Raw genomic sequence first — 11,271 nt, forward strand, 5'->3', positions numbered from 1 at the left:
GCGTCGCCGGGGCGGCGGTCCCGCGTCAGCGCGCAGCCGCGTCCCCGCGCACCGTGGTCGTCCCGGCCCGCACCCGCGTCGGCGGACCGCCGGCCGCACCCGTCCAGCCGGGCTCGCGACGCCGCATGGCGTTCCTCACGGTCCTCGTCGTGGTGGCGCTCGCCGTCTTCGCCGGGCGCCTCGTCTATGTCCAGGGCCTGCGCGGAGCCGTCATCGCCGAGGAGGCACGCAACTCGCGGCTGACCTCGATCACCCTGCTCGGGGGGCGCGGTGAGATCACCGACGCCAACGGCACGCCGCTGGCCACCTCCGTCGAGCGCTACGACATCTCCGTGAACCAGAAGCTGGTCGCCCAGTACCGCGGCACCGCCAACCCGCCGGTCCCGGACGGGGCCGCCGGCGTCGCCGCGGTGCTCGCCCCGCTGCTCGACCTCAACGCGGCCGAGCTCGGCGGCACCCTGGTCGGCGACCGCTCGTTCGTGTACATCCGCAAGGGCGTGCTGCCCGAGGTCGCGCGCGAGATCCGCAAGCTGGGCCTGAACGGAGTCAACGTCGACCGGGTGGCCGAGCGGGTGTACCCGAACAGCACCCTGGCCGGCAACGTCATCGGCTTCGTCAACTCCAACGGCGTCGGCCTGGCCGGGCTCGAGGCGTCGCTCGACGACCGCCTCACCGGGACGGCCGGCAGCGAGACGTACGAGCGGGGGCGCAAGGGGCAGGCGATCCCGGGCGGGTACTCCGAGGACACCCCGGCGACGCAGGGCGACTCGGTGCAGCTCACCCTGCTCGCCGACGTGCAGTGGAAGGCGCAGTCGATGCTCGACGCGCAGGTCGCCGCCACCGGCTCCTCGTCCGGCTCGCTCATCGTCATGGACGTCAAGACCGGAGAGCTCTACGCCATCGCCGACTCCGGAGCGGTGGACCCCAACAACCCCGGTGACGCCTCGGGCTCGCTGTCCAGCGCGGTGTCCGACGTGTTCGAGCCCGGGTCCACCGGCAAGGTCATCACGATGGCGGCCATCCTGGACAACAAGATCGCCGACCCGCTGACGCAGTGGGAGGTGCCGTACACCTACTCGCCCGACGGCAAGGAGACGTTCAAGGACTCGCACGAGCACGGCGTGCTGCGCCTCACCACGACCGGCGTCCTGGCGGAGTCCTCGAACACGGGCACCGTGATGATCGGCCAGAACCTGCCGGTCCAGACGCGGTACGACTACCTGGCCAAGTTCGGGTTCGGGACGAAGACCGGCATCGAGATGTCGGGGGAGTCGAAGGGCATCCTGCACCCCGTCGACAGCTGGCAGCGGCGCGACAAGTACGCGGTGCTCTTCGGTCAGGCCGTGTCCGTGACGGCCGTCCAGGCCACGCAGGTCTTCGCGACCATCGCCAACGGCGGCGTCCGCGTCCAGCCGCACATCGTCAAGGGCTGGACGTCGCCGGACGGCACGTACACGCCGGCCGACGCCCCCGTCACGACGCAGGTGGTCTCCCCGGAGACCGCCAACACGGTGCTCACGATGATGCAGAGCGTGGTCGACGACGGCACCGGCTCGCAGGCCGCGATCCCGGGGTACCAGGTGGCCGGCAAGACGGGCACGGCGCAGAACTGGGTGGGCGGTGTCCAGGGCATCACGTCGTCGTTCATCGGCGTCGCGCCCGCGGACGACCCGCGCATCGCGGTCGCCGTGATCCTGCACAACCCGAAGACCTCCGTCTACGGCGGCACCGTCGCGGCGCCGGTGTTCCGTGACGTGGCTGCCTACACGCTGAGCGAGCTCGGCGTCGCCCCCTCCGGGACGACCGGGACGCTCTTCCCGACGACCTGGTGACGGCGTCGTCCCGGGCGTCCCGCGGTGCCGCGCGGGGTAGATTCTCCCCATGACGACCCCCGCCCGGATGCGCCCGGCGCATCCCGCGGCCCGCCGGGTCGCCGACCTCGTCCCGACGTTCGGCCTGGTCACCCGCGGTGCACCCGTGCCCCCGGACGCCGTCCTGACCGGGGTGAGCCTCGCCAGCGGGGACGTCGAGGCCGGTGACGTGTTCGTCGCCGTCACCGGGTTCAAGGTGCACGGCGCCACCTACGCCGCGCAGGCGGTCGACGCCGGGGCCGTGGCCGTCCTCACGGACGAGGCGGGGAGCGCCGTGCTCGAGTCCTCCGGACTGGCCGGACGCGTGCCCGTGCTCGTCGCGGACGACCCCCGGGCGCTCGCCGGTCCGGTGGCGGCCTGGGCGCACGGCGCACCGGCCGAGCGCCTGGTCACGGTCGGCGTCACGGGCACCAACGGGAAGACCACGACGACCTACTTCCTCGACGCCGCTCTGCGCGCCGCGCACCCGACGACGGTCGTGCTGGGCACCGTGGAGCTGCGGATCGGCGAGGACGCCGTGGAGAGCCCGCGCACCACGGTCGAGGCCCCGGCGCTCCAGGCGATCCTCGCGCTCGCCGTCGAGCGCGGTGCCTCCGCGCTGTCGATGGAGGTCTCCTCGCACGCGCTCGCGCTCGGCCGGGTGGGCGGGCTGACGTTCGACGTGGTCGGGTTCACCAACCTGCAGCGGGACCACCTCGACTTCCACGGCGACATGGACGGCTACTTCCGCGACAAGTCACGGTTGTTCGCCTCGGGGCAGGCGCGCCGCGGCGTCGTCGTCGTCGACGACGTCTGGGGTCGCCGCCTGGCGGCCGAGTCGCCGATCCCCGTCGAGACCGTGGCCACGCACGTGGACGCGCCCGAGGGTGCGGACGCCGACTGGGCCGTGGTGGCCGCGGACATCGGGCTCGACGGCGTCGGGTCCACCTTCACGCTGCGCGGACCCGACGGGACCCAGCACGTCGCCGCGAGCCCGCTGCCGGGGATGGTCAACGTCTCCAACGCGGCGCTGGCCATCGTCCTGGCGCACGCCGCCGGCGTGGACCTCGACACCGCGATCGCGGCCGTGGCGGCAGCGCACGAGATCCCCGGCCGGATGGAGCGGGTGATCGAGCGTGGCGACGGCTTCCCGCTCGCCATCGTCGACTACGCGCACACCCCCGACGCCCTCGTCCTGGCCCTCGAGGCCGTGCGGCCCATCACCCCCGGTCGGCTGGTGATCGTGTTCGGCTCGGACGGCGACCGGGACCAGGGCAAGCGCCCGATCATGGGCGAGATCGCCGCGCGGCTGGCCGACGTGATCGTCGTCACGGACGAGAACCCCCGGTCCGAGGAGCCGGCGGCCATCCGGTCCGCCATCCTCGACGGGGTCCGTCGTCAGCGGCCGGACCTGGTCGACGTGCACGAGGCCGCCAGCCGCGCGCAGGCCATCCGCGACGCCCTCGCCCTCGCCTCCGAGCAGGACACCGTGATCATCACGGGCAAGGGGCACGAGCCCACACAGGAGATCGCCGGCGTGTTCCACCGGTACAACGACCGCGACGTGCTGCTCGCAGCGCGCACCCGCCGGCAGGAGCAGCACGCGTGATCGCCCTCACGGCGGCCGAGATCGCGGCCGCGACCGGTGGCGTGCTGCGCGGCACGGCAGCCACCGACCCGGCGCTCGTCGTCAGCGGCCCCGTGGTCGTCGACTCGCGCGACGACGTCACCGGCGGCCTGTTCGTCGCCCTGCCCGGCGAGCACGCGGACGGGCACGACTACGCGGCCGTGGCCGTCGCCGGGGGAGCCGCGCTCGTCCTGGCCGCCCGCGACGTGGTCGGCGCGGGCGGGGCGGTCCTGCCGAGCGTCGTGGTCGTCGACGTCGAGAAGGCGCTCGGGGACCTGGCGCGCGTCGTGCTGGAGCGGCTGCGGGAGGCCGCGCTCGAGCCCGGCGGCAGCGGGTTGCGGGTCGTCGGCATCACCGGCTCGGTGGGCAAGACGACCACCAAGGACCTGCTGGCCCAGCTCTGCGGGAGCGTGGGGCCGACGATCGCGCCGGTGCGCTCCTTCAACAACGAGATCGGCCTGCCGCTGACCGTGCTGCGGGCGGACGAGTCGACGCGGTTCCTGGTGCTCGAGATGGGCGCCAGCGGCCCGGGCCACCTCACCTACCTCACGGACATCGCGCCGCCCGACGTCGCGGTCGTCCTCATCGTCGGCCACGCGCACCTCGGCGGCTTCGGTGGCATCGACGCCGTCGCCGTCGCGAAGTCCGAGATCGTGCAGGGCCTGGTGTCCGACGGCGTCGCGGTGCTCAACGCCGACGACCCCCGCGTGTCCGCCATGGCGGCGCTGGCACCCGGCGAGGTCGTGACGTTCGGTGCGGCTCCGCTGGCCACCGTGGGGGTCCGCGACGTGCGCCTCGACCGCTCCGGGCGTGCGACGTTCACGCTCGTGCGGCGCGGGGCGGCCGAGCGGACCGCGCAGGTCACCCTGCGGCTGGTCGGTGAGCACCACGTGCACAACGCCCTCGGCGCCGCGGCTGCCGCGCTCGCCGTCGGGCTGGACCTGGACGAGGTCGCGGCAGGCCTCAGCCAGGCGGACGCCCTGAGCCCCCACCGCATGCACGTCGTCGACCGCCCGGACGGGGTGACGATCGTCGACGACTCCTACAACGCCAACCCCGACTCGATGCGCGCGGCGCTCAAGGCGCTGGCCGTGCTGGCCGGCCGCGACCGCCGCTCGATCGCGGTCCTGGGGGAGATGCTCGAGCTCGGACCCGGCGCGCGCGAGGCGCACGACGCCATCGGCCGCCTCTGCGTCCGGCTCAACATCGGCCTGACGATCGTCGTCGGCGACGGCGCGCGGGCCATCCGCGACGGGGCGAACCACGAGGGCTCCTGGGGCGACGAGGTGGTCCTCGCGGACGACCTCGCCGTGGCGACCGCGTTCCTCGAGAGCGAGCTGCGACCGGGCGACGTGGTGCTGGTCAAGTCGTCGTACGGGGCCGGGCTCTGGAAGCTGGGCGACACCCTGGTCGAGGGGGCTGCCCGATGAGGGCGGTCCTCATCTCCGGCGGCCTCGCGATGGTCATCGCGCTGCTGGGCACGCCGCTGTTCATCCGGTACCTGGTGCACAAGCAGTACGGCCAGTTCATCCGGCAGGACGGTCCGACCGCGCACTTCACCAAGCGCGGGACGCCGACGATGGGTGGCGTCGTCATCATCGGCGCCACGCTGCTCGGCTGGGTCGGTGGCCTGATCGCCACCGGCAACCCGCCCAGCGCGTCGGCCGTGCTGGTCCTGTTCCTCATGACCGGTCTCGGCGTCGTCGGGTTCCTCGACGACTTCATCAAGATCTCCCGGCAGCGCAGCCTCGGCCTGTCCGCGCGCTGGAAGATCGTGGGCCAGGGCGTCGTCGGCGTCGCGTTCGCGGTGGCGGCGCTGCAGTTCCCCAACGACAAGTTCCGGACGCCGGCCTCCACGCACATCTCGTTCATCCGCGACACCACGCTGGACCTGGCGTTCTGGGGCGTGACGCTCGGGATCATCCTGTTCGTCGTCTGGGCCAACTTCCTCATCACCGCCTGGTCCAACGCGGTGAACCTCACCGACGGGCTCGACGGGCTGGCCACCGGCGTCTCGCTCATCGTGTTCGGCGCGTACGTCATCGTCGGCGTGTGGCAGTTCAACCAGAGCTGCCAGTTCCTGGCGAGCGCAGGACCGCGCTGCTACGAGACGCGGGACCCCCTGGACCTCGCGGTGGTCGCGGCCGCCATCACGGGCGCGTGCTTCGGGTTCCTGTGGTGGAACGCGAGCCCCGCCAAGATCTTCATGGGGGACACCGGCTCGCTGGCGCTGGGCGGCGCGCTCGCCGGGCTGTCGATCCTCTCCCGCACCGAGATCCTCGCCGCGATCATCGGCGGCCTGTTCGTCGTCATCGTCATGTCGGACGTGATCCAGATCGGCTTCTTCAAGCTGACCCGCAGACGGGTCTTCAAGATGGCACCGCTGCACCACCACTTCGAGCTCTCGGGCTGGGGTGAGGTGACGATCGTCATCCGGTTCTGGATCATCGCCGGCCTGTTCGTCGCGCTCGGTGTCGGCATCTTCTACGCGGAGTGGGTGGCCGGCTAGGTGTCGGGTCTCGTGCTGGAGGGCGCCCTGGTGGTCGTCGCCGGGCTCGGGGTCTCGGGACGGGCAGCGGCCGAGGTGCTGGCCTCCCGCGGTGCCCGCGTGGTGCCCGTCGACGACCACGCCGACGACGTCATCGGCTCGGCGGAGCTGCTCGAGGGCGGCGTCCTGGACCGTGCGGACCTCGTCGTCGCGTCGCCCGGCCTGCCCCCGCACCACCCGCTGCTCGCCGCCGCCCTGGAGCGTGGGATCCCCGTGTGGAGCGAGGTCGAGCTGGCGTGGCACGTGCGCGTCGACCGCGTCTCCGGCGGTGGTCCGGCCCCGTGGCTCGCGGTGACCGGCACCAACGGCAAGACCACCACGGTGGGGATGCTCGAGTCGATCCTGCGCGCAGCGGGGGAGAACGCGCTCGCCGTCGGCAACGTGGGCACCCCCGTCGTGCTCGCTGCGACCGACCCCGCGCTGGACGTCCTGGCGGTCGAGCTGTCCAGCTTCCAGCTGCACTTCACGCACTCGATGTCCGCACAGGCGGCCGCGGTGCTCAACCTCGCACCGGACCACCTCGACTGGCACGGCTCGCTGGAGGCCTACACGGCCGACAAGGGCCGCATCTTCGAGCGCGCGGAGGTGGCCTGCGTGTACAACCTGGCCGACCCGGCGACCGAGGAGCTGGTCCGCGAGGCCGACGTCATGGACGGCGCCGTCGCCGTGGGCTTCACGCTCGGCACCCCGATGGTGGGGCAGGTGGGGCTGGTGGAGGACGTGCTCGTCGACCGGGGCTTCGCCCGGCTGCGTCACACGCACGCGGCCGAGCTGGGCACCCTGGACGACCTCGGGCACCTCGCGGGGCCGGACGGGACCGTGCCGCCGCACGTCGTCGCGAACGCCCTCGCGGCTGCCGCGCTCGCGCTCGCGCACGACGTCGCGCCTGCCGCGGTCCGCGACGGGCTGCGGGCGTACGGGCCCGGGGCGCACCGGTTGGCCACGGTGGCCGTGGTGGACGGCGTCGCGTACGTGGACGACTCGAAGGCCACCAACGCCCATGCCGCGGCCGCCGCTCTCGGCGCGTTCCCCGCGGACAGCGTCGTGTGGGTCGCGGGCGGCCTGGCCAAGGGCGCGCAGTTCGACGACCTCGTGCGCGCGCGCCGGGACCGGCTGCGCGCGGTCGTGCTCATCGGCGTCGACCGGCAGCCCCTGCGCGAGGCGCTCGCCCGACACGCACCCGAGGTCCCCGTGGTCGAGGTCGACGCCGGTGAGACTGAGCCGGTGATGACCCGCGCCGTGCACGAGGCCCGGCGGCTCGCTTCCGTGCGGGCCGCGTCGGAGCCCGTCACGGTGCTGCTCGCCCCGGCGTGCGCCTCGATGGACCAGTTCGAGTCGTACGCCGCGCGGGGTGAGCAGTTCGCCACAGCCGTGCGTGCGCTCGGCGGGGACGCGTGAGGCGCCAGGAGGGGGAGCGATGACGGCGACGACACCCGACGACTCCCGGGGCGCCTCGTCCGGCTCGTTGCTCGGCCAGTGGAACAGCGCGGTCACCAGCTACTACGTGCTCATCGGCGCGACCGCCCTGCTGCTCGTCATCGGCCTGGTCATGGTCCTGTCGAGCTCCAGCGTGGAGTCCCTCGAGGACGGGAACTCGCCCTACGCGGTGTTCCTGGACCAGGCCAAGTACGCGCTCATCGGCCTGCCCGTCCTCTTCGGGCTGTCGCGGATGCCCGTGCGGTTCTTCCAGAGGATCGCCTGGCCCGCGCTCGGTCTCGCCGTCGCGTTCCAGCTGATGGTCTTCGTCCCCGGCCTCGGCTGCGGGACCGGCGGGAACCGCAACTGGGTCTGCCTGCCGGGGTTCTCCGCTCAGCCGTCGGAGACCATCAAGCTGGCGCTCGCCGTCTGGCTGGGGGCGGTCCTGGCGCGCAAGCTCCCGCTGCTGCGGCAGTGGAAGCACGCGCTGATCCCCGCCGTCCCGGTGGCAGGCGTCGCGATCCTGGTGGTGCTCGCCGGTCACGACCTGGGGACCGCGCTCGTCCTGATCATGCTCGTCGCCGGGGCGATGTTCGTGGCCGGGGTGCCCATGCGGATCTTCGGGTTCGCCGCGCTGCTGGCCGCCGGGCTGACCGCGCTGCTGACCCTCACCAGCGGCAACCGCACCGGCCGCATCACGAGCTGGCTGTCCGACGAGTGCGACACGGCGTCGTCCTGCTACCAGACCCTGCACGGGGGCTGGGGCCTGGCCAGCGGCGGCGTCGGCGGGCTCGGTCTGGGCGAGAGCCGCGAGAAGTGGTCCTACCTGCCGGCCGCGCACAACGACTTCATCTTCGCCATCCTCGGCGAGGAGCTCGGGCTCATCGGCACCCTGCTGGTGCTCGGGCTGTTCGGCCTGCTGGCGTTCGCCATGATCCGGGTGATCCGCCGGCACACCGACCCGTTCGTGCAGATCACCACGGGCGCGATCCTGTGCTGGATCATCGGCCAGGCGCTGGTCAACGTCGCGGTCGTCATCGGCCTGGCACCCGTCATCGGCATCCCGCTCCCGCTGGTCTCGGCCGGCGGCTCGGCGCTCATCATGACGATGGCGGCGCTCGGCGTGCTCATCGCGTTCGCGCGCTCGGAACCGGGTGCTGCCCAGGCGCTGGCCGCGCGGCCCGGGGTGGTCCGCCGGTCGCTCGCCGTGGTCGGGCGTGCCCGTGGCTGAGACGCACCGGACACCCTCGGTCCTGCTGGCGGGCGGCGGCACGGCGGGGCACGTCAACCCGTTGCTCGCGGTCGCCGACGAGCTGCTGCGGCGGCACCCGCACGTCCGTCTGACGGTGCTCGGCACGGCCGAGGGGCTGGAGTCCCGGCTGGTACCCGAGCACGGGCTGCCGCTCGCCGTGGTCCCGCGCGTCCCGCTGCCGCGCCGTCCGACGCTCGACTGGTTCCGGCTGCCCGGGCGCCTGCGGGCCGCCGTGCGGGCCGCGGGCGCGGCGATCGACGAGTCCGGTGCGCAGGTGGTGGTCGGCTTCGGCGGCTACGTCGCAACTCCTGCGTACCTGGCCGCCCGGCGCCGGGGCATCCCCGTCGTCATCCACGAGCAGAACGCGCGCCCCGGCCTGGCCAACCGGCTGGGCGCCCGGTGGGCCAGCTCCGTCGCGGTGACGTTCCCGGGGACCGCCCTGCGCGGCGCCCAGGTGACCGGCCTGCCGCTGCGCGCACCGATCGCGCACCTGGTCGAGCAGCGCGCGTCCGACCCCCTGGGCACGCGTGCTGCTGCGGCGGCCGAGCTCGGCCTCGACACCGCCCTCCCCACGCTGCTGGTCTCGGGCGGGTCGCTCGGCGCGGTGAGCGTGAACACCGCGGTCGCGGGCGCCGCGGCCGACCTGCTCGCCGCGGGCGTCCAGGTGCTCCACCTGACCGGTGCGGGCAAGGCCGACGCCGTGCGGGCCGCCCTCGTCGACGTCCCCGGGGCAGACCGGTACCACGTGCGGGAGTACCTGGACCAGATGCAGCTGGCGCTGGCCGTGGCGGACGTCGTGGTCGGCCGCTCCGGCGCCGGCACGGTGTGCGAGCAGGCCGCGCTCGGCATCCCCGCGGTCTACGTGCCGCTGCCCGTCGGCAACGGCGAGCAGCGCCTCAACGCGGCCGCGGTCGTCGCGGCCGGTGGGGGGCTGCTGGTCGACGACTCCGACCTCGACCCCGCGTGGATCCGGACGCACCTGCCGGTCCTGCTGGTCGGCGAGGCCGCCGCGGAGACGCGCGAGCGCATGGGGCGGGCGGCTGCGAGCGTCGGCGTGCGGGACGCTGCCGCGCGGGTGGCCCGGCTGGTCGAGAAGGAGCTGCCATGACGGCCGAGCTCCGGCCCGCCGACCTCGGTCGTGTGCACCTGGTCGGCGTCGGCGGTGCGGGCATGTCGGCGATCGCCGCGCTGCTCGCCGCCCGCGGGGTGCCGGTCAGCGGGTCCGACGCGGCCGACGGTCCCGCCCTGCCTGCCCTGCGCGAGGCGGGCGTCGCCGTGCACGTGGGTCATGACGCCGCGCTCGTCGACGGCGTGGACACCCTCGTGGTCTCCTCGGCCGTCCGCGAGACCAACCCGGAGCTCGCCCGAGCGCGGGAGCTGGGCCTGCGCGTGCTGCACCGCTCGGAGGCCCTCGCGGCCCTCATGGTGGACCGCGACGCGGTGGCGGTGGCCGGTGCGCACGGCAAGACGACGACGTCGGCGATGATCGCGACCGCCCTGCTGCACGCGGGCGCCGACCCGTCGTTCGCCATCGGCGGCACGGTCTTCTCCGCCTCCGGTCCGCTCGGCGGCGGGCGTGACGGTGCCGGACCGGCGTTCGTCGCGGAGGCCGACGAGTCGGACGGCTCGTTCCTGGCGTACGCGCCGCTGGTCGCCGTCGTCACCAACGTCGAGCCCGACCACCTGGACCACTACGGCTCCGCCGAGGCGTTCGAGGACGCCTTCGTCGCCTTCGCCGGCCGCATCCGGCCCGGCGGTGCGCTGGTCGCGTGCGCGGACGACGCCGGCGCCGCCCGGCTCGTCGAACGGGTGCGGGGAACCCTGGCCCAGCGCGACGTCGCCGTGCTCACGTACGGCACGTCCTCCGCCGCGGACGTCCGCGTGGGAGAGCTGCACGCCGATGCCGACCGCTGGTCGTTCACGCTCACGTCCGACGACGCCACGACCACGGTCCGGCTCGCCGCGCCGGGCGCGCACAACGCCCTGAACGCCGCGGCCGCGTGGACGGCGGCGCGCCGGCTCGGGGTTCCCGACGCCGCCGAGGGGCTCGCCGCGTTCCGTGGCACGGGACGGCGCTTCGAGGACCGCGGGACCGCCGGGGGTGTGCGCGTGGTCGACGACTACGCGCACCACCCGACCGAGGTCGCCGCGCTGCTGCGCGGTGCACGCTCGGTGGTCGGCGAGGGCCGCCTCGTCGTCCTCTTCCAGCCGCACCTGTACTCGCGCACCCGCACGTTCGCGGCCGAGTTCGGCGCCGCGTTCGACCTCGCGGACGTCGTCGTCGTCACCGACGTCTACGCCGCTCGGGAGGACCCCGACCCCGAGGTCACGGGCGCACTGATCGTGGATCGCGTCCTGACGCCCGGCAAGGCCACCTTCGTGCCGGACCGGTTCGAGGCCGCGAGGACGGCCGCCGCGGCGGCTCGTCCTGGCGACCTCGTGCTCACCGTGGGTGCGGGCGACGTGACCCTGCTGGCCTCCGTCGTGCTCGACGAGCTCGGCGCGCGCGCGGACGGGCGCCCGGACGCATGAGCCCGTCCCGCCCGGTCGGCCCGCGCAACCCGGCGCCCGGCCGGCC

Annotated in this window: 8 protein-coding genes; all 8 read left to right on the forward strand. The window is 74.1% G+C overall.

The annotated features are described in order from the left end of the window. The coding region (locus tag RYN42_RS17470; protein ID WP_315098081.1) for a penicillin-binding protein 2 at positions 1-1,832 on the forward strand (1,832 nt) is incomplete at its 5' end. A gap of 49 nt (positions 1,833-1,881) precedes the next feature. Beyond that, positions 1,882-3,459 carry a UDP-N-acetylmuramoyl-L-alanyl-D-glutamate--2,6-diaminopimelate ligase gene (locus RYN42_RS17475; protein WP_315098082.1) on the forward strand — a complete coding sequence of 526 codons (1,578 nt, stop codon included), beginning with the start codon at positions 1,882-1,884 and terminating at the stop codon, positions 3,457-3,459. Beyond that, positions 3,456-4,907, forward strand: coding sequence for a UDP-N-acetylmuramoyl-tripeptide--D-alanyl-D-alanine ligase (murF, locus tag RYN42_RS17480; protein WP_315098083.1), 1,452 nt, complete (start codon positions 3,456-3,458; stop codon positions 4,905-4,907). Before RYN42_RS17475 ends, murF begins: the two co-directional genes overlap by 4 nt. Then, positions 4,904-5,986, forward strand: a complete 1,083-nt coding sequence (gene mraY / locus RYN42_RS17485) for a phospho-N-acetylmuramoyl-pentapeptide-transferase (protein WP_315098084.1) — start codon at positions 4,904-4,906, stop codon at positions 5,984-5,986. The genes murF and mraY overlap by 4 nt, the downstream gene beginning before the upstream one ends. Positions 5,987-5,998: 12 nt before the next feature. Next, on the forward strand, positions 5,999-7,423 hold the full coding sequence (gene murD / locus RYN42_RS17490) for a UDP-N-acetylmuramoyl-L-alanine--D-glutamate ligase (RefSeq protein ID WP_315098085.1): 1,425 nt from the start codon (positions 5,999-6,001) through the stop codon (positions 7,421-7,423). Between the two features lie 19 nt (positions 7,424-7,442). Beyond that, positions 7,443-8,672 (forward strand): putative lipid II flippase FtsW, encoded by a 1,230-nt coding sequence (gene ftsW / locus RYN42_RS17495; RefSeq protein WP_315098086.1) that lies wholly within the window; start codon positions 7,443-7,445, stop codon positions 8,670-8,672. Then, positions 8,665-9,801 (forward strand): undecaprenyldiphospho-muramoylpentapeptide beta-N-acetylglucosaminyltransferase, encoded by a 1,137-nt coding sequence (gene murG, locus RYN42_RS17500; RefSeq protein ID WP_315098087.1) that lies wholly within the window; start codon positions 8,665-8,667, stop codon positions 9,799-9,801. The genes ftsW and murG overlap by 8 nt, the downstream gene beginning before the upstream one ends. Beyond that, positions 9,798-11,225 carry a UDP-N-acetylmuramate--L-alanine ligase gene (murC, locus tag RYN42_RS17505; protein ID WP_315098088.1) on the forward strand — a complete coding sequence of 476 codons (1,428 nt, stop codon included), beginning with the start codon at positions 9,798-9,800 and terminating at the stop codon, positions 11,223-11,225. The genes murG and murC overlap by 4 nt, the downstream gene beginning before the upstream one ends. Positions 11,226-11,271: the final 46 nt, after the last annotated feature.

Origin of the sequence: uncultured Cellulomonas sp., assembly GCF_963527515.1 — a bacterium.
Lineage (GTDB): Bacteria > Actinomycetota > Actinomycetes > Actinomycetales > Cellulomonadaceae > Cellulomonas.